11 protein-coding genes and 1 pseudogene are annotated in these 18,654 nt (G+C 63.3%); 11 read left to right on the top strand and 1 reads right to left on the bottom strand.

Translation table 11 applies throughout. From position 1 onward, the window contains the following. Positions 1–67 precede the first annotated feature (67 nt). Positions 68–523, bottom strand: a complete 456-nt coding sequence (gene bcsD / locus LPA36_RS21720; RefSeq protein WP_228881320.1) for a cellulose biosynthesis protein BcsD — start codon at positions 521–523, stop codon at positions 68–70. Positions 524–1,223: 700 nt separating this feature from the next. Here bcsD and amaB point away from each other — a divergent pair. From amaB to LPA36_RS21665, 11 genes and pseudogenes are all read left to right on the top strand, one after another. Next, a complete protein-coding gene (gene amaB / locus LPA36_RS21715) occupies positions 1,224–2,723 on the top strand; it encodes an L-piperidine-6-carboxylate dehydrogenase (protein ID WP_228881317.1) in 1,500 nt (499 codons plus the stop codon). A 65-nt stretch (positions 2,724–2,788) separates the two neighbouring features. Then, positions 2,789–3,961, top strand: a complete 1,173-nt coding sequence (locus tag LPA36_RS21710; RefSeq protein WP_228881306.1) for an NAD(P)/FAD-dependent oxidoreductase — start codon at positions 2,789–2,791, stop codon at positions 3,959–3,961. A 494-nt stretch (positions 3,962–4,455) separates the two neighbouring features. Next, positions 4,456–6,231 (top strand): DUF2138 domain-containing protein, encoded by a 1,776-nt coding sequence (locus LPA36_RS21705; protein ID WP_228881296.1) that lies wholly within the window; start codon positions 4,456–4,458, stop codon positions 6,229–6,231. Between the two features lies 1 nt (position 6,232). Next, entirely contained in the window at positions 6,233–6,961 is a 729-nt protein-coding gene (locus LPA36_RS21700; RefSeq protein ID WP_228881293.1) for a DUF1175 domain-containing protein, read from the top strand. 86 nt (positions 6,962–7,047) lie between these two features. Next, positions 7,048–11,757 (top strand): alpha-2-macroglobulin family protein, encoded by a 4,710-nt coding sequence (locus tag LPA36_RS21695; protein ID WP_228881829.1) that lies wholly within the window; start codon positions 7,048–7,050, stop codon positions 11,755–11,757. A gap of 5 nt (positions 11,758–11,762) precedes the next feature. Beyond that, positions 11,763–13,526, top strand: a complete 1,764-nt coding sequence (locus LPA36_RS21690; RefSeq protein WP_407674317.1) for a DUF2300 domain-containing protein — start codon at positions 11,763–11,765, stop codon at positions 13,524–13,526. Between the two features lie 128 nt (positions 13,527–13,654). Further along, positions 13,655–14,377, top strand: a complete 723-nt coding sequence (locus LPA36_RS21685; protein ID WP_228881825.1) for a YfaP family protein — start codon at positions 13,655–13,657, stop codon at positions 14,375–14,377. Between the two features lie 20 nt (positions 14,378–14,397). Further along, entirely contained in the window at positions 14,398–15,186 is a 789-nt protein-coding gene (locus tag LPA36_RS21680; protein ID WP_228881281.1) for a YfaP family protein, read from the top strand. Positions 15,187–15,300: 114 nt separating this feature from the next. After that, on the top strand, positions 15,301–15,534 hold the full coding sequence (locus LPA36_RS21675) for a DUF898 family protein (protein ID WP_324250962.1): 234 nt from the start codon (positions 15,301–15,303) through the stop codon (positions 15,532–15,534). Positions 15,535–16,299: 765 nt separating this feature from the next. Then, a pseudogene (locus LPA36_RS21670) lies at positions 16,300–18,099 on the top strand (type VI secretion system Vgr family protein); the annotation flags it as partial. 261 nt (positions 18,100–18,360) lie between these two features. Beyond that, positions 18,361–18,624, top strand: coding sequence for a hypothetical protein (locus LPA36_RS21665; protein WP_228881275.1), 264 nt, complete (start codon positions 18,361–18,363; stop codon positions 18,622–18,624). The last annotated feature ends 30 nt before the right edge of the window (positions 18,625–18,654 follow it).

Here is an 18,654-nt window from a genome sequence, read left to right as displayed (position 1 = left end):
CCGTTGTTGTGTGCCGTTCTGTGCGGCATTTTTTTCATGGTTTGCTGGAAGGCGCATCCTGACTGCGTTAAACCGGATGGCGGCCCAGGCGGAATTCAATGACTGCGTCTGCGCTAAAGTCGCTCGCCTGTTCGACGGCGAGCCCTTCGGCGCCAAGCGCGCTTAGCCATGTCTGGTAGACGCCCTGCAAGAATGCGGGCGTCCATGCCAGCGCGCCTGTGCCGAACGCCTGCAAGGGCGCGCAGAAATGGATGATGCGCAGGTAATTCGATTCGTCTGAAAGCTCGACAAATCCCCATTCCGTTTCATCCCAGCACGCGTTCAATGCGTCCGCCAGATCGGCAGTTGATCCGCATTGCGGCAGCGGGTGCGCGTCCGCAAAGCGGCAACCCACCCGGTACATCAGCTGCCGGAGGTCATCGCGGCCAATCTGCGTCTCGAATTCGGCAGCCAGTGCACCGAGCACGCCGCGCCATTGAGGGGAAACCTGTCGATCCAGCAGGTAATCAATAATTGGGGCCATGGGTTTCCAGACGAAATCGTTTGATCAGGCAAATGTAAATCCGCACGAATTACCGATTTGCGAAATTATTGGAGCCAGTTGCACTTCACAATTGCGGTCTATTCCGCGCAGTCTAACCATGACACTTATTTTTTGCTACTCGTATAGATTAGCAAAGGGTCTTCCGCGAAAGGGCGTAAAAAGACCCAGTTATCCCTCCTGTCCGCCGCCTCGCGCCTCGCGATGACTCGGGTTTGTACGCATCCTGAAAGCGAATTGTTGACTTAAACCAGAGGTATTCATGAATTGCTGAAACTGTAATCAGAAAAAAATACTGATCTGTTAAATGGATTAAGCGCTTTTAAGCAATTCATCGGAAGAAATGTATGTATCCGGTGATGGTTTACACCTGGTTATCGGTTCTGGAGACAATGTTTTAAGAGAAATCAGAAAATATTGCCGCAATTGCGATTCAGGTCTTCCTGCGATTCGCCTGAAACGGAATTTCCGATAAGAAACTCCAGCGGTTTTCGCAAGTTGGAGGCGGCCTGCGCGCACTTCAGTGCTGGATGGGCGCGGGCGCAGACCGGCTTGCTTCTCGGCCCGACACCTCGTAAATGTCCGCATGCCCGGGCGGATCCGGGGTTGTCGGCCCAAAACCCCCCGTGTATAGTTTCCGAACTTACTTTTTTTTCGTATTGGAAATTAAAGGATTCATGCCATGAACGCTTCGACCATCCTCGCCGATCTCGGCATTGCCCATCTGGCTGAAGCCGGTGATATCGCCGTGCACTCGCCGATCACCGGCGATCTGATCGGGCGCGTGGCCAGCAACACCACCGCTGAAGTCGACACGGCGCTTGCCAGCGCGAAGCTGGCGTTCGCCGCGTGGCGCGAGGTACCGGCGCCGCGTCGCGGCGAACTCGTGCGCCTCCTTGGCAACCGGCTGCGCGAAAAGAAGCAGGCGCTCGGCAGCATCATCACGCTGGAGACCGGCAAGATCCTCCAGGAAGGGCTTGGCGAAGTGCAGGAAATGATCGACATCTGCGATTTCGCGGTTGGCCTGTCGCGCCAGCTGTACGGCCTGACAATCGCATCGGAGCGCCCCGGTCACCGGATGGCGGAATCGTGGCATCCGATGGGCACCTGCGTCGTGATCTCGGCGTTCAACTTTCCGGCGGCGGTCTGGTCCTGGAATGCGGCACTCGCGCTCGTCTGCGGCAACGCGGTGATCTGGAAGCCTTCCGAGAAAACGCCGCTCACCGCGCTCGCGGTCAACCATATCCTGGCTGAAGCACTGAAGGAATTCGGCGATGCGCCGGCCGGGCTCACGGCCGTGATCAATGGCGGACGCGAAGTCGGCGCGAAACTCGTGGCCGATCCGCGGGCTTCGGTGGTGAGCGCCACGGGCAGCACGGAAATGGGCCGCACGGTGGGTGTCGAAGTTGCGAAGCGTTTTGGCCGCTCGCTGCTGGAACTCGGCGGCAACAACGCGGGCATCGTCACGCAGACGGCCGATCAGGAACTGGCGCTGCGCGGCATCCTGTTCTCGGCGGTCGGCACGGCGGGGCAGCGCTGCACGTCGCTGCGGCGCCTCTTCGTGCATGAGAGCGTGTATGACCGGACCGTCGAGCGCCTCAAGCAGCTTTACGCAAAGGTGCCGATCGGCAATCCGCTCGAAAAGGGCACGCTGATGGGTCCGCTCATCGACAGACAGTCGTTTGCGCGCATGCAGGAAGCGCTGCAGCAGGCGACGAGCGAAGGTGGCAAGATCACGGGCGGCGAGCGCGTCGAAGTGAAGGGTTTCGAGAACGGCTACTACGTGCGCCCGGCGCTCGTCGAAATGCCGAAGCAGACGCCGGTCGTGCTGAAGGAAACGTTCGCGCCGATCCTGTACGTGCTGCGTTACACGGATTTCGCCGAAGCGGTCGAAGCGAACAACGCGGCGGCGCATGGTTTGTCATCGTGCGTATTTACTACTGATCTGCGCGAAGCGGAGCGTTTCGTCTCCGGCGCGGGCAGCGACTGCGGTATCGCGAACGTCAACATCGGGCCGAGCGGCGCGGAAATCGGCGGCGCGTTTGGCGGCGAGAAGGAAACCGGCGGCGGGCGCGAATCCGGCTCGGACGCGTGGAAGGCGTATATGCGCCGCGCGACGAACACGGTGAACTACTCGTCGGCGCTGCCGCTCGCGCAGGGTATCGACTTCAACATCGGCTAGCCATTCAGGCCGTCCGCCCGGGCGCCGCAGCGCGCCCGGCACGCAGCTTCATCACGGAGTGAGACGTGGATTCGAGAGTCGTGGTCGTGGGTGGTGGCGTCATTGGCAGTTCGATTGCTTATTTTCTGCGTGCGTCTGACCCGAGCGTGAGCGTCACGGTGATCGAGCGGGATCCGACTTACGCGCGATCGTCGTCGGCGTTATCGGCGGCGTCGATCCGTCAGCAGTTTTCCACACCGCTTTCGATCCAGATGTCGCTCTACGGCATCGAATTCCTGCGCTCTATCGGTGAGCGGCTCGAGATCGACGGCGCGAAGCCTTCGATCGATCTGCACGAAGGCGGCTATCTGTTTCTCGCGACGCCCGCTGGCCTCGGCACGCTGCGCGAGAATCATGCGTTGCAGCAGCGCCTCGGCGCGAACATCAGCCTGCTCGATCGTGAGGCGCTGCAAACACGCTTTCCCTGGTTGAATACCGATGACCTCGCCGCTGGTGCATACGGCGAATCGGGCGAAGGCTGGTTCGACGGCTACGGCCTCGTGCAGGCGCTGCGCAAGAAAGCGCAGGCGCTGGGCGCGCGTTACGTGGCCGCCGAAGTGAGCGCGATGCGTCGTACGGGAAGACGCGTGACCGAAGTGATCGCGTCGAACGGCGAATCGTATCCGTGCGATGTTGTCGTGGATGCGGCGGGCGCGTGGTCGCGCACGGTCGCGGCGATGGTCGGCATCGACATTCCCGTTTTCGCGCGCCGCCGCAGCATCTTCAATGTGAGTTCGCCCGCGCAGCTGGCGCACTGTCCGCTGCTGATCGATCCTTCGGGCGTTTATTTCCGTCCGGAAGGCAGATCGTTCATCTGCGGCACGTCGCCTTCGGCGGATAACGATCCCGACGATCTGCCGCTCGACGAAGTGGATCACGCGCTCTTCGACGACGTGATCTGGCCGGCGCTCGCGCATCGCGTGCCGCAGTTCGAGGCGCTGCGTGTGCAAAATAGCTGGTCGGGCTATTACGAGTACAACGTGTTCGACCAGAACGCGATCATCGGGCATCACCCCGATGTCGATAATTGCATCTTCGCGAACGGTTTCAGCGGGCACGGTTTGCAGCAGGGGCCGGCGACCGGGCGCGGCATCAGCGAGCTGATCCTGCACGGGCGTTATACGACGCTCGATCTGTCGTCGCTGGGTTTTGCGCGTGTGCTGGAGAACCGGCCGATTGTTGAGAAGAATGTGGTCTGAGGCCGGACGAAAACCCGATGCGAAGAATAGAAACAGAAATAACTGCGTTGCGCGAGGCATCCGCTTCGTTGCCGGGATTCTCCATTCCGGTTTCTGTTGCACGGTTTTATTCGAGTTGCATATAAGCGGTCGGACAACGTCGCCACTCAGGTCGCTTCGGGTATCCCGGTTCTGAAATATCCCGGTATTTTCCCGTTTGAATCAGGCAATTGTTAAGCCGTGTCAAATTTCGGACCGGCGCGGTTTTCGCCAAAAAATATCGGTTATGATCGCCTCGATCGGCGGCCTGTACAGGCAGGCTGGATGCCCGGCGCAGCGGCGCGTGCAGGACTGCAAAGGCCGCGCTGGCGCAATTCGCAACAACGCTGGGGGCGTCAGCAGGCAATCGTTTTCAGCGTGACGTTTGGCATTCAACGATTCGATGCTGATATGGGTGTCGGTCCGCGGCTTTCCCGAACGCAGTGTCGGGCGACAACAATAAGCATTCAAATCCGATGAAGACGTCGCGCAGGAAAATCGCCCTTATTGCAGCCGGTGCCCTGATTATCGCGGCTGTCGTCATTCAGGCAGGTCTGCGGCATTTCGGCAAACGGCATGCAGTGCAAACGGCCGAAGTTGTTCTCGACATTTACCATCCCGACGTCATTATCGATAGCGAGGCGTTGTCGCGCCTGCCGCGCGACATCCTGCGCGTACCGCTGCTGCACGACGTGCTGACGCAGGACTTCGTCGACTATTACGAATCGGACAGTAGCCGGCTTTCCGCGGAAGGCGCGCTCCGGCGGCTTGCATTCGAGCATCAACTCGATCTGCGCGAAGAACTCATCCGGCGCGTCTTCGACGAGCCCGCGCATGTGTTGCTCTGGCGCTCGCCGGACGGCCGTCCAGGTTACTGGATCATGTCGATGCATCGCAACGGACTCGCGAAGCTGTTGCAGGGGCTCGGCGCGGTGGCCGCGAGCGACACGCAGTTGAGCCAGGTTGCGAAGCTGTCGGGCGAGGTGCCCGTCTACGCGCTGAGGCTCGCCGTTGGCCGCACCGTGCTGTTCGCGGCGAAGAACGATCGCCTCGTCGTGCTGTCGGCGCCAGGCGTGCTGCTCGACGCCGACAATGCGCCGGTCGGCGAACGCGCTGAGCTTGTGACGACCTTGCTGTCCGGCCATGACGATGCGGCCTCTGCATTCCGGCTCGAAGCGTCGCCCGCCGCATTGAAGGGGCACCGTGTGGCCGTGTCGGCGAATTATCTGTCGTTCGGCTATCAGGCGTTTTTCTCCGGCATCGTGGCACTGCGGTTCGATTTTTCGTCGACCGGGGGCGCGGCTGCGAGCTGGCAGACGTCGGCGCTGATCGATCCCGCGCGGCTGCCGCAGCAATGGAACGGCGCCGGGCTCTGGCGCGCGTTGCCGGCCAGTCCGGCGGCGTGTGCGAGCCTGCCGGTCGACTGGAAAGACGTCGCGGGCCTGCTGGGCAATGTCATCACCGGCGGTCCGCAAGCGGCGGCGCAAATCAGCGATCGTCTCGCGGGTCCGGCCGCGGTGTGCTGGTACGCGAAGTCGACGCTGGTCGCGCCGGTTTTCATCGCTCGCCTGAAGTCGCCGGATAGGCCGGCCGATCCTGCGCTGAAGACGGCTCTCGCCGGCGCCTTCGGCGAGGTGATCGGCGCGTATGAGGTGAAGGCGGGCAAGCAAGCGGGATACCGTCGTCTGCCGGTAACCACGCAGGAGCAGGGCGCTGGGGTCACTGTCTGGCAGCGGCCCGTCAGTGCCCGCTCGGGCACGGCGGTCGCCGCGAAGGCGCCGTTCGGCGCACAGCTTGCCGCGCAACGCTACTTCCCGGTGACGCTCGCGCTCGCGCACGGCTACGTGGTGTTTTCGCCCGACGCGCGTCTCGTCGACGACACGCTCGCGGTGCTCGACAAGCGCTATCCCGCGCTCGCGGATACGCTTGCGCCGCAGCGCCTCGCGCGCACGATCGTCACGCTGACGCCCGCTACGGCCGCTGCGCTGATCGAGCGCGAAGCCGGCGCGGCGCTGCCCGCCGATCAGGAACCGATCTTTCGCAATGCGGCCCGCACGCACCTGACGCCGAAGCTGCGCGCGCTCGCGCACTATCCGCCGCTTTCGCTGAGTTTGCCGGCGGATTTGCCGTCGTCGGTGTCGTGGGTGCCTGTCGAATGGCACTTCGATCGCGCGGGCGTGGCTACTGCGAGCCCGGAAGGAGATGCCGCGGCGCAAACGCCGCCGGACCCGCCCGGCGCCGGGAGCGACTGATATGCACCCCAGCGACATCACGGGCGTCGCCAGTGCGCATCGTCGCGCGTGGCTGGCGCGCATGGCTGCGGCGCTGGTTGCACCGCTGGTCGTGCCGCTTGCTGCATCGAGCGCGTACGCGTTGTCGGGCACGACCGTGATGCCCGATCCCGATGCGCTCTCGCCTGAGCAGTCGGCCGCGTTTCGAGCGTGGTTTGTCCGCATCGTCGATCAGCAGATGCGCATTGGCCCGACGCCGCGCTGGACGCAACGCGACTGCGCAGGGCTTGTGCGCTTCGCGGCCGGCGAAGCGCTCAAGCCGCACGACGCGAAGTGGTTGCGCGCCAACGGCATGAGCGGTATCGCCGACGTGAGCCGTGTGCCGCCGGAACTCCAGCTCACGCCGTCGCAGCGTTCGCTCGCGAATCGCTGGGCGCACATCGATGGCAGCGTGGGTCCGTATGCCTCCGCGATTGCGCTGGTCCAACGCAACAGCCGTTTTGTCGCGAAGGACGTGAATCAGGCGCTGCCCGGCGATCTGCTCTTCTTCGACCAGGGCGACGACCAGCACCTGATGATCTGGCTCGACCGCTATATCGCTTATCACACAGGCTCCGTCACGCCGACCGATACCGGTCTGCGGGCCGTCGCCGTTTCCGACCTCATGCAATGGAAAGACTCCCGCTGGCAGCCGTTCGACGGCAATCCGAATTTCGTCGGTGTTTTTCGCATTGCGTTTCTCACGCCGTGATCCGTCTATTCCTGAACGTTGCTTCCGGTGAACAGGCAGCCGGCGCGCGACGTCGCGCAGGCGCGGTGGTGCTGGCGTTGGTATCGATGCTGGCGCTGTGTGTGTCGCTGGCCGCGTCGCCCGCGATGGCCGCTGAAGCCGCGCAAGACCCGGCTGCTGCCAGTGCCGGCGACGACGGGCAGAATTCACCCGACAACCCGACGCTCGCGTCTGCCACGCCGAGCGGATACGACACCCAGGTGGTGAACGGCCAGCCGTTCTTTCTGCTGTCGGACAAGAGCTTCAGCGCGGATCAGGTCGCGCAGGTGCGCCTCGAAGCGCCGGGTCGCGAGTTCAAGTCGGAGCTCGAAGCGTACGGCGGCGCGGACGTCGTGGTCTATCGCGTGCCGCGGCCGCTCGAATTCCTGAAGGCGCAGAAGAATCTCCATCGTCTGAATATCGCGCCGAACTACCAGGGCGAAGGGCTCGCCAACACGCTCGCGTATCTGTGGGATCGCTGGTACACCGAGGCGCGGCGCGCATGGCAGCGTGTGCTGTCGTTCGCCACGCGCAGCAAGGTGACCGTGGCCCAACCCCGGTTCAGGCTCGGCGACCAGGCGGGAAAGCCGACGCACTTCGAGCCGACGTCGCGGTTTGCGCCGCTGAAGGGATACGACGTGGTCGCGCGTTTCCGCTATCCGGTCTGGGACGCAAAGAATATCGAGCCGCCGAAGGGCGTCGACCTCGCGGGCAGCAGCAGTAACTTTATCGAGGCATCGGCTGGCAATGTGATGATTCCGGTCGGCAAGCTGCCGCCGGGCCTGTATCTCGTCGAGGCGATCATCGGCAACTATCGCGCGCATACGGTGCTGTTCGTGTCCGATACCGTCGCGGTGGTGAAGGCCGCGTCCGGCAGTCTTCTCGTGTGGACGGCGCGGCGCGACAACGGCAAACCCGTGCCGGGCACGGCCGTGAGCTGGACCGACGGGGTGGGCGTCCTGCAAAGCGGAACGACGGGCAGCGACGGCACGCTGATGTTGCAGCACGTGAGCCCGGAGCGAAGCTACGTGCTCGGGACCGATCCGGCGGGCGGCGTGTTCGTGTCGGAGAATTTTTACTACGACAGCGAAATCTACAACACGAAGATTTACGCGGTCACCGACCGTCCGCTGTACCGGCCGGGCGACCTGGTACACGTGAAATTCATCGGCCGGACGTTCCAGAGCGCGACCACCTCGACGCCCGCCGCCGACGCGGATATCAACCTCGACGTGCTCGATCCGAACGGCGCGCCGATCGCAACGAGCAAGGTGCACTTCTCGTCGGATACCGGCGCACAGGCTGATTTCAATATTCCATCGGAGGCGACGGGCGGCGGCTATACGCTCCGGTTCACCTATAACGGCGATGTGTATGGCAGCGCGTTTCGCGTCGCCGAATACGTGAAGCCGCATTTCGACGTCAACCTGACGATGGACAAGGCTGATTACGCAACCGGCGATGCGCCGAAAGGAAGCATTTCGTTGCGCTATCCGGACGGCAAGCCGGTGCGCGACGCCAGGGTGTCGGTCACGTTGCGTGCGCAGCGTGTGACGATCGTCGACGGCGAGCTGCGTTATGCGGGGCTCTTTCCAGTCAAGCTGGAGCAGCAGGAGCTCACGACCGACAGCAATGGCAACGCAACGCTGACGCTGCCCGCCGCGAAGGAGCCGAGTCGCTATGCGCTGACGGTGTTCGCGCAGGACGGCGCTGCGTACCGCGTGCGGGTGACACGCGAAGTGCTGGTCGCGCGCGGCGCGACGCCGTATAAATTGTCTTCGCCGAAGTCGTTCTCGCAGCCGAAGGAAGCGGTCAGCTTCAACCTGCAGGCGCTTGCCTCAGCGGTATCCGGTGCCCGCGCGCCAGCCACGTGGGAATGGGTGCGCCTCGAATCGCAGACGCGTGCTGGCGGCACGCTCACGGGCGCGAAGGCGGGCGGCACGCTTGCGTTTCCCGTCCGGTTCGACGCGCCGGGTTCCTACATGCTGTCCGTCAGGGACGACACCGGCAATCTGCTCGCCGCGACCAGCCACTGGGTCGCGGGCGACGGCGTGAAGGCCGTGCCTGGCAGCGTCGAGATTGTGTTCGACCGCGAGCGCTATCGCGTGGGCGACACGGCCGAGGCATTGATCACATTCCCGATGGCGGTCGACGATGCGTTACTGACGCTCGAACGCGACAACGTCGAGCGCCGCGCGCTGCTGTCTTCGGGCGCTGACTGGGTCACCCTGCAACGTGTCGCGCCTGCGCAATGGAAGGCGCGCATCAAGGTCGGCGAAGACTTCGCGCCGAACATGACGTTCTCAGTACTCTACGTTCACGCCGGCGAATACGTGTTCCAGAACGCGGGCGTCGTGGTGGCGAGACCGTCGATCGATATCGGCGTGAAAAGCGACAAGCCGGTGTACGGACCCGGCGAGCTCGTCACGCTCGATCTCACGAGCGCGCTGAACGGCAAACCGGTGACGTCGAACCTGACCGTGAGTGTCGTCGATGAAATGGTCTATGTGCTGCAGCCGGAGATCGCGCCGGACATCGTCGACTTCTTCTATCACCCGCGCCGCAACAACGTACGGACGTCGTCGAGCCTGTCGTTCATCACGTACGATCTGGCGATGTCCGCGTTGCGCGGCGCGCCAGGCGGTCCGCAGCGCGGCCAGTACAACGAACGCGGCGTGAAGGTTCTGGAGCGGCCACGCCGCGACGACATGGACACCGCGGCGTGGGAGGGCAGCCTGCACGCGGACGCGGACGGCCACGCCCGCATGACGTTCCGGATGCCGGACGCGCTCGCGCGCTGGCGGATTACCGTCCGCGCGGTCAACGGCGACGGCATGGTCGGCCAGCGCACTGCATACGTTCGTTCGGACAAGGCGCTGTATCTGAAATGGAGCGGGCCGGCGCATTTCCGCGCGAACGACCAGCCCGTCATCGACATGCTCGCGTTCAACCAGACAACGGCCGATGTGGACGCAGGGTGGATCGTCGAAGGCGGCGGTCTGTCGGTCAACCAGAAGGTGACCCTGAAGCCGGGCGCGAACTATCTGAAGCTACCGGGCGGCGCGTTGAAGCCCGGCGTGGTGAACGCGAGCCTGCGACAGGCGGGCAAGGATGTTGATCGCCTGCAGACGACACTCGCGCTCGATGCGGCCGGCTGGCTCGATCTCCACGAGACGGCAGTTTCGCTGGACGCCGCGCAAAAACCGCTCACGCTGGCGCCCGATGCGCAGGACATCAGCGTGCGTCTGATGGGCAGCGCAGCGAGCCAGTTCGGGCGCATCGCCGACGATCTGATCGCGTATCCGTACGGCTGCGCCGAACAGACGTCGAGCCGGCTGATTCCGCTGACGCTGGCGCGCGACGCGCTCAGTCGTGGCGACGCGACCCGTTCGACGCAAGGCATCGATGCGCTGCTGCGCAACCAGCGCCAGCGTCTGGCGATGCTCGCGGGCGTCGGCGGTACGTTTGGCTGGTGGGGCGACACCGCGCGCGGCAGTGCACTGATTACCGCGTACGCGTATTACGCCGACTGGCTGGCCAGTCGCAGCCTCGGCATTTCGCTGCCCGCCGGCAACTGGCAGCACGCGATGGACGTCTACCGCGATGCGGCCAGCAAGGAGCCGCTGCTGCACCGCGCGCTCGCGCTCTGGTTCATGCAGCAGATGGGGCTGCCCATCGCCACACCGCTCTCTGGCGTGGCCGCTCAACTGGCACTCGAGGGCGCGAAGCCGGTCGATACCCACGCCGATACGTTCGGTGCGTCCGACAGTGTCGTCTTCGCGCAGGCGGATACGGCCCGCGGCAGAGCGATCGCAGTTCTGCTGACCGCGTCGATGGCGCGCAGCGCGAACGCCACCATGCCCGATGGATTCGACGCGCTGGCCGGCGCCGCACACGATTCGCTTGCCGCCGACCCGGCGCCGGTCGTGCAAAGCCTGCTCGTCATGACGGGTGGAGCGGGTGCTGCCGCTCCGGGCGACCTGCAGGTTCTGCTTGAAAAAAGCAGCGCCGGCTATCCGACGCTCGATCGCGCGTTGACGTTGCTGTGGCTGCGCAGATCGCTGGACGGCGACGTCGTCGACGCGTCGTTGCCGTCGGTGCAGGGTCAGGGCTGGACGAAGTCCGTTACGCCGACCGGCGCTGCGGTGTGGAACTGGACCGGCGCCGCGTCGCCCGCCGCACTCGATGTCAGTGCGGTCAGGCCCGACGTCACCGCGCTGGTTTCTTTCCGAAGTCATGTGGCCGATTCCAGCCGCCTGCCCATCACGATCGAACGCACGCTGTACCGGCTCGTCTCCGTCGCCGCAGCCGGCCACAAGGACAAACCGGAGGAGCCGGGCCGCTCCACGTTCTCGGCGAAAGCTGTCAGGCCGGGCGATTCCATCGACAGCAACGCGCTCTACGTCGACGAAGTCCGGCTCACGCCGAAGAAAGATGGTGCATTCCATTATGGTCTGCTCGACGTGCCGTTGCCGCCGGGCGGCTCCGTGGAGCCGACCAGCTGGGGTATGAGCATCGACGGTCTGCCCGGTCCGGGCGAGGGTGGCAGCGGGCCGCAGCCGTTCCAGCGTGCGGCGACTTTTGAAATGGGCGAAATGGCGTACCACCAGCCGGTGCCGTTACTCGATCGCCCGGTGACGCTGCGGCAACTCGTGCGTTTTGCGCTGCCGGGCACGTTCGTCGTGCCGCCGGCCCGTTTCTTCCGGATGTATCAGCCTGACGCGAAAGCCTTTGAAGGCGGCAGGAGCGACAGGCTGGTCACGCTGCGGATCGAGTGAGCGAAATGGCGATGATGCGGATGCTGCGCGCAATCTCCCTGATCGTGCTGGCCGGGTTGGCGGCTGGTGCGATGGCATCGCTCGCCGCTGTGCCCTCGCCATCGCCATCGCCATCAGCGGGTCTGCTGCGCTTTGCGTGGTTGCACGATGGTCGGGCCGAATGGTGGCAGTTCGATGCGCACGAGGCATCTGCAATGCCGCTGTCCGCCCGGTCCGCGGAGCCGTTGCCGCCGGCGGTTGAAACCCCGCTAGGCAGCGTGTGGAAACTGTTCGTCTATGGCTACCTCGTCGACCGGGGCATTGCGTCGCCGGACTACACCTGTACCGGGGGCGATCCCGAAGAAGTCTATTGCTGCATGACGGGTGGGAGCGTCGACCGCGAACATGCGCTCGTGCAATCGTGCGGTCCGTATTTCGCGCCTGCGCGCCTGCATCTCGATCCGGCCGGCTGGCGGCAATACTGGAGCGCGGCGCAGGCGCCCGCGTGGTTGCGCGACCTGCATTCGATGAAACCCGGGCAGCGGGTGAGCGTCGTCGATCTGCTCGCCGCGTTGCAGTCGATGCAGGCGCGTGCCCGCGTGGATACGGCGAACACGCTCGTATCGGTGCTGACAAGCGGCCGTGGCGAAGGCACCGTCTCGCTGTACGGCAGCATGCTGCGCGCGAAAACGTGGACGATGCCCGATCCCGCGCGCGCCGGCGCATCGATCGGCGGCGCGGCAGGCTGGCTCGCGGATGGAACGCCGGTGTGGCTGGGCGGCGCGGGCGGCAGCGCGCGCGTGCTGGCCGCGGCGGCGCCGGCGGTGGGGCCATTGCTGTCGCAGGTCGATGTGCCGGATGACGGTGCGTGCGTGGTGGTCGATTTTTTCGCACGGTATCCGGTTCGCGAGGTACTCGACGCTTCGGCTGACCGGAAGGGGACCTCGAAGATCGCGCGGCCAGGACCGCTGGACGGCGCGTATCGCGTCGGGTTCGCGAACGGCAACTGGTTGCGAATCGAGAGCCGCGACGAACTGATGCTCGACAACGACGCGGGTGGCGTGCCGCATATCGTCGGGCGTTTGGGGCTGAACGACTACGTCGCGCGCGTGGTCGAGCGGGAAGGTGACGCGGACGAGCCGGAAGCGGCGCGGGCGCTCGCAGTCGCCGCGCGTACGTATCTCGTGCAACAGGCGCGGCGCGATCGCGGGTGTTTTCGCATCGACGACAGCAGCCGCACGCAGCGTGTGCTGTCGCACGCCGCGCGGCCAGCGGCGCGGCGTGCGTCCGATCTGACCGATGGACTCGTGCTGACGGGCGTAGCGGTTCAGTACCATCACGACAGGGTTGCGCCCGGACAGATGAGCTGGCTCGATGCGAAAGCGGCTGCACAGCGCGGCCTCACGTTTGACGCGATTCTTGCGAAGACCTGGCCTCAGGCAACGCTGACATCGTTTCTGAGCCCGCTGTCGGAGGATTGCCAGACGGTTGCCGGCGCGGGTGCCTGGCTCGATCGCAACGCGAAAGTATGGGCGCAACGCCTCGATACCGAGGCGGGTTATGAGACGCCGGATCTGCCCGCGGTGTGCGCCGTTCGTGAGGGCCGCCCGTACGCTGATGCTCAGCGTAACCGGCTTTACATCCACCAGTTGAAGACAGAGGACGATCGCATCGCGCTCGCGCACGAGTACGTACACCTTGCATTTCAGCATCATCCGCGCGGACAGGACGAGGCGTTCATCGAACGCACCGCGCGGGCCCTGATCCGCTCTGACGGCATGAGTCAATGAAACAGTACACACACAGGTGGCGCGGGATGTGCCGTAAAACGGTCCTTTTTATCGCGATCGTCGCGGTCGTTGCCGGCGCGGCGTACGCACCCGCCTATGCCGCGAATCGCGACGATGCACTTGCCGACATGACAGGCGCATTCAATGGATGGCGCCATAGCGGACTGACAAACGAAGGCGAGCGTTTTGTCGCGGCCTATCCCCGGCCGCCCGTCGATCGTGGTGCGCAACGTTTTCGCACGCTGATCGAAGGGCGGCTCAAGCAGATCAACAAAGCGGACCGCAAGCCGCCGACGCTGGTTGTCAACGGCAATGCCACGCCGCTTTATACCGACGACGAAGGTGCGTTCGCGCGTCCGTGGGCATTCGGTCCCGGCTCTAACAGCATTGAGATTGTGTCGCCCGACGGGCGGCATCGTCAGCGCATGCAGTTCTTCGAGGCGGATCGCAACCGGCCGGCGGCGAAGCTGCGCGCGATCGTGACGTGGAACGATCCGAAGGCGCAAGTCGACCTGCACGTCATTACGCCCGAAGGGCTGCACGCATTCTGGGCGAATCCTGCCTTTGAGGATGGCAGCGGTTTTGACGTCGATTCCGTCGATGGCGCCGGTCCGGGTATATTTTCATCCGCGGCACCGGGGCACGGCACGTGGCTGTTCTTTCTGAACTACTGGGGCAACTTCGATGCGACTGGTTACAACTTCGACTCGAATGCGCACGAGCGCGAAGTCATTACGGCGCAACTTACCCTGGTCTTCAACGAGAACACGCCGGACGAGAAGCGCGAAACAATGACGGTGCCGTTGCGCAAGATTGGCGATCTGATGCTCATCAAGAGCGAACGACTCTAACCCGGGATACGAGCGCGACCATGAAACACACGACGACACATCCGGCCGCCACGGCCGTTTTCCTCCTGTGTGCCAACGTCGCCTGCGCAACCGGCATCGACTTCATCGCGCCCACGAATGGCTGGCGCAACACCAGCGGCGACAGCGCGCGTTATACGCAGGACGTCCACTATCCGGCGGTGTCGGTGGCGACGCCCGAAGGGCAGTCGGTGAACGCCATGATCGCCGGCCACATCAGGAACGCGCCGAAGACACAGTCGAAGAACGGGACCTCGGTGGCGACGATGGTGGTGAACGGAACGCCGTTACCGCAACGCGTCGAGGAGGACGGCAGTTTTTCGCGGCCCTATGCGTTTGCCGGCGGCAGCAATAGCGTGGAGATGCGCGCCGCCGACGGAACCAGCAAGCGTGTCCAGTTCTACGACGCGTACACCGGCAAAACGCGTCCCCGGCTGCGCATCGTGCTGGCGTGGGACACGGATGGAACCGACCTTGATCTGCACGTCGTTTCACCGGATGGCGCGCACACGTTTTACGGCGACCGTGTCGCGCCGAACGGCGGCGCGCTCGACGTCGATGTGACCACCGGTTACGGGCCCGAGATTTATTCATCCGCGGCGCCGCCGCCCGGCACCTGGCTCGTGTACGTGAATTATTACGGCAGTGGCGATCATGCGGGCGACATGACCGTCGCGCAGATCACGATCATCTCCAATGAGAACACGCCAGACGAAAAGAGCGAAACGGTCCGCGTACCGATGCGCAAGGCAGGAGAGCTGACGCTCGTGAAGACGTTTTCGATACCTTAGGTGACGGTTGCGCTGGGTGCACGAAAGGGAAACAGGCGGGATCGCAGGAGCTGCAAAAACGTTGTGCGCAGGCAAGTGATGTGAGCGTCCTGGTCGCATTGCCAAAAAAATCCAATGAACTTCGGGGGGATTAAAATGAATCTGGTTACGGGCAGGAACCCGTTGTTGACCTATGACGGAAGTACAGGCGCGTTGTACGGCATCTTCATCAGGAATTTTGTACTAACTGTTCTCACACTCGGCATCTATCGTTTCTGGGCGACCACGAATACGCACCGCTACGTGTGGTCGTCGATGCGATTTCAGGGAACGCGTTTCGAATATACCGGCAGGAACAGGACGCCGTGAACAAGAAAGAAATCTCCACCACCTTCGCTGAACTCGCCGAAACCAGTCTCCAGCTTGCGCATGAAAATCTGCACTGCATGTCCTGCTTGAAAAGAGTGCGGAGTTTGCGCGTCGTCAGGCTGAGGTTCTTGCTCGCGTTACTCAAATGGCACACGCATTGACACTGAATGAAGGGCGGGAGAGGGATCGCGCCCTGCTCGCGGCCACGCTCCAGATATTCAGCGAAGAATGCGAGGCTGAGGTGAGCACGCACATCGGTTCGCTGGCGGCAGTCAGTGCATTGCGTCGGTCTGCCGGACCCGGTGAGGACAGCATGGGCCATCCGTGGCTATTCATGACATCACTCAGCGTTCACTAGGAGCTGTCCAGCCGGACGGATTTTTTTTATCTAAAAAATAGAGGACTCCTATGGACGATCCGTCAGTACTTTATCTCTGCGTGGCGCTGGGTTGCGTTGTGCTGATCTGTGCCGTTCTGGCTGTCGCGATTCTTGCCGGGAGACGGCGGGAAAAGACAAGTCACTTGTCCGACGGTGTCCATAGAAGCCGTATTGATGCGTCATGAATCAAGTGCATTGGATTTTCGTCAAGCATTGTCAAAACACGCCTATCTCATATTAGTTCCGTTAACCTGATGGTTTCTAAATGATCAATTAACGGGTTTGGCAGCTGACGCTGCGTCGCTGGTTCTTTTTCAGGGAGCAGGGAGTGGCAGAGTTTGATCTTACGGCAGGGCGTCACGGGACGCCAGGCGTATTTTCTAGATGTGCCCGGCACCGACAGTGCGGCGGCGCTCTCGGTCGTGTCGTTCACGGCAACCGAAAAGATGGGAGCAGCCACCGAGGTGTGCATAGAGCTGACCCACCCTCAGCAGCTTGCGCGCGGCGACTACCTGAACCGCGATGCCACGTTTTCCATCGTGCCGGAGGATGGCGCACCAAAGAAGTTATCAGGGTACATCGAACGTTTCTCGATAGTCCAGACGACGAAGGATTTCACGAGACACCGGGTCGTCCTGAAATCGCATTTCGGACGGCTCCAGGCCGTCACGAACAGTCAGCCCTATCAGCACCTCACGACACCGCAGATCATCCAGACGATCCTGCGCAGACACGGCATCCGGGAACACCAGATGTTGTTCCGGCTGCGCCGCCAGTATCCGGTCCATTTGTGGCGCTACCAGTACCAGATGACGGACATGGCCTATGTCCAGATGCTGATGCAAAAATCGGGTATCTACTGCTATATCCTTGAGACGGAGTACGGCGACCAGGTCGTGTTCGGTGATGATATCGACCACTATCTCTATGATGATCCGCAACGGATCGTGCCGTACCGTGAGGTCGCGGGTCTCGAAGCGGGTGGCGTGGAGGCGGTAACCACACTGAAGACCCACATGGAGACGGTGCCGCAGTCGTTCACGGTCGCGGATTACAACCCCGAGCAGGCGTGGGAGCGATTCAGGGACGAGGCCAATATCGCACCGCAGGACGAGACAACCTACGGCCAGCCCTACATCTACGGTACGCATCACCTCGACCAGGCGGGCGCGAAATGGGAGGCGCAACTCCGGCACGAAGCCGCGATTGCGCGACAGGTCATGTACGAGGGCGAGAGCAATGTCCTCGCGTTGCAATGTGCGCGCGTGCTGGAAACGGATATTGTCCTGCCCGATGCGCCGAAAGGCCAGGTGATTGTGGAGATCACGCACAGCGGTGCACGCGATGCCTCCTATTCAAACAGCTTCAAGGCGATTCCCGCCGACCGGCGTTTCCGGCTCCAGCTCGAACCGGAAAATTGGGCTCGCATTTCCGGCACGCTCTCCGGCCGCATCTGTAGCCCGGACAAATATACCTATGGATTCCTGAATTCCGTCGGCTATTACATCGTCCGTCTGGATGCCGACTTCGGCACCTGGCCCAATGGCGGCGAGAGCGTGCCGCTGCGTCTGGCGAAGCCGTTTGCGGGCAAGCTGCAGACCGGCATGCACTTTGTCGCGCTGGACAATGACGAGGCCGTGATTTCCTTCCGGGACGGCGATCCCGACAAGCCGGAAATCACGGCCTTCCATCACCACAGCCAGGCACGCGACCTGGTGACGAACGACCGTCGCTGGCTCTCGCGCAACGTGATCCGCACGCAGAAGAACAACAAGCTGCGCATGGAGGACTGGGCGGGCCAGGAAGGCATCAAGCTCAGCACGGAGCATTCGGGCAAGTCGCAACTGAATCTCGGTTACCTGGTCAACAGCAAGCTCGAATACCGAGGCGAAGGCTACGAGCAGAGGACTTCGGGCTGGGGCGCGCTGCGCGCGGGCAAGGGCGTGATGGTCACGACCTATGACCGCCCCGGCGCGACGGGGCACCAGCTCGACATGCAGGAGACCATTGCCCAGCTCGAAAACGCGCTGGCGACCGCGAAGGCGCTGGCCGCATCCGCCAGCAGCGCCAAGGCCGAGCCTGCCGATACCGACGCACAGCAGCAGATGAAGGAGGATTTCGACGGCCTGAAGAAGCCGGGACTGCTGATGAGTACGCCTGCCTCGGCGGGCATCGTCGCGGGTGGCTGTGCGCTGCTATCCGTCGCCGTTCGACGCGCTGCTTGATATCTCACGCAATCCCGCAGGCGTTGTCGAGCCGGGACAATCGATCTCAATTCAGCCGCTCAGTGCGTTGCGGCCGGAAGCGGGAAGGGGCCAGGCTACCGGTCTGTAATCGTCCGCGTTCATGTCGCGTGGCGGGCGAGTTCCGGCAAGCTGCTGATCCGCCCGGATGGCATGCCGGAGGCTGTGCTGTGCTCCTCGCCCGAACTGGAGTCGGGGGATACCGTGCGCGAACTGCCGGGCGGGTTGCTGCGTCTGGTTGACGAAATCCATGAGCAGGTGGGGCTGTTTGCGTGGAAGGAAACAGCGAATACCTTCTCGGACTGGAGTGAACGCGATCTGCGGGTGCTGGCGCATCAGGCGTGGCGGGACGCGCCGACGATGGAAACGGCTCGCGCAAAACCTGGTTTTGACCAGTTCGCGCTTTATGACCCGGAGTTCAGGCAATGGCACTTCGTTCAGGCGGATGAGGTCATCGCGTCAGTCTGACGTTTTGATGGCCATTCACGCCGCTTCGGG

The organism is Paraburkholderia saeva (assembly GCF_907164555.1).
GTDB classification, from domain to species: Bacteria; Pseudomonadota; Gammaproteobacteria; order Burkholderiales; family Burkholderiaceae; genus Paraburkholderia; species Paraburkholderia saeva.
The sequence above is the reverse complement of the archived record's forward strand: the minus strand, read 5'-3'. Positions and strand labels throughout refer to the sequence as shown.

What these genes read in the sequence shown, in the direction of transcription:
- LPA36_RS21675 (WP_324250962.1), top strand. Translation starts at nt 15,301, where the DNA reads ATGAACTTCGGGGGGATTAAAATGAATCTGGTTACGGGCAGGAACCCG.
- LPA36_RS21685 (WP_228881825.1), top strand. Translation starts at nt 13,655, where the DNA reads ATGACAGGCGCATTCAATGGATGGCGCCATAGCGGACTGACAAACGAA.
- LPA36_RS21680 (WP_228881281.1), top strand. Translation starts at nt 14,398, where the DNA reads ATGAAACACACGACGACACATCCGGCCGCCACGGCCGTTTTCCTCCTG.
- LPA36_RS21695 (WP_228881829.1), top strand. Translation starts at nt 7,048, where the DNA reads ATGCTGGCGCTGTGTGTGTCGCTGGCCGCGTCGCCCGCGATGGCCGCT.
- amaB (WP_228881317.1), top strand. Translation starts at nt 1,224, where the DNA reads ATGAACGCTTCGACCATCCTCGCCGATCTCGGCATTGCCCATCTGGCT.
- LPA36_RS21705 (WP_228881296.1), top strand. Translation starts at nt 4,456, where the DNA reads ATGAAGACGTCGCGCAGGAAAATCGCCCTTATTGCAGCCGGTGCCCTG.
- bcsD (WP_228881320.1), bottom strand. Translation starts at nt 523, where the DNA reads ATGGCCCCAATTATTGATTACCTGCTGGATCGACAGGTTTCCCCTCAA.
- LPA36_RS21700 (WP_228881293.1), top strand. Translation starts at nt 6,233, where the DNA reads ATGCACCCCAGCGACATCACGGGCGTCGCCAGTGCGCATCGTCGCGCG.
- LPA36_RS21690 (WP_407674317.1), top strand. Translation starts at nt 11,763, where the DNA reads ATGGCGATGATGCGGATGCTGCGCGCAATCTCCCTGATCGTGCTGGCC.